Raw genomic sequence first — 523 nt, 5'->3', positions numbered from 1 at the left:
ACACCGCGACTATCTCGGAAGCATTGTAATGCTCACCGATGAAGACGGCAACATCGCTGAAAGACGCCATTTTGACCCTTGGGGACAACCCATAAAAGTAGAAGACAGTGCAGGTAACACCTTAGACAAACTCACCCTATTAGACCGTGGTTTTACAGGACACGAACACCTGCAAACCGTAGGACTTATCCATATGAACGGACGTTTGTACGACCCAGCCTTACATCGCTTTTTACAACCCGATAACTTTGTACAAGACCCTTTTAACACACAGAATTTTAATAGGTATGGGTATTGCTTGAATAACCCATTGTTGTATGTGGATGAGAATGGGCAAATTATAGAACTTATTTTTGGATTAGGCAACTTAATTGCGCGAGCGAATAGAGGTAGTATAAATAACTTTTGGGATGGTGTAGGAGCTTTCTTTCAAGGATTTTTAGCAGGAGCTGTAGCAGGACCTAGTGTAATAACATCTATAACTTCGTTTAATCAGTTAGGTGTTGTGGTAGAAACGCTTGGT

Annotated in this window: 1 protein-coding gene; it reads left to right on the top strand. The window is 41.7% G+C overall.

What is annotated here, in order from left to right; genetic code table 11:
- A partial coding sequence (locus I7X29_RS15280) for an RHS repeat domain-containing protein (RefSeq protein WP_225883798.1) occupies positions 1 to 523 on the top strand: 523 nt, incomplete at both ends.

Origin of the sequence: Capnocytophaga periodontitidis (genome assembly GCF_016126015.1) — a bacterium.
GTDB lineage: Bacteria > Bacteroidota > Bacteroidia > Flavobacteriales > Flavobacteriaceae > Capnocytophaga > Capnocytophaga periodontitidis.
This window is presented reverse-complemented; position numbering and strand designations above follow the sequence as displayed.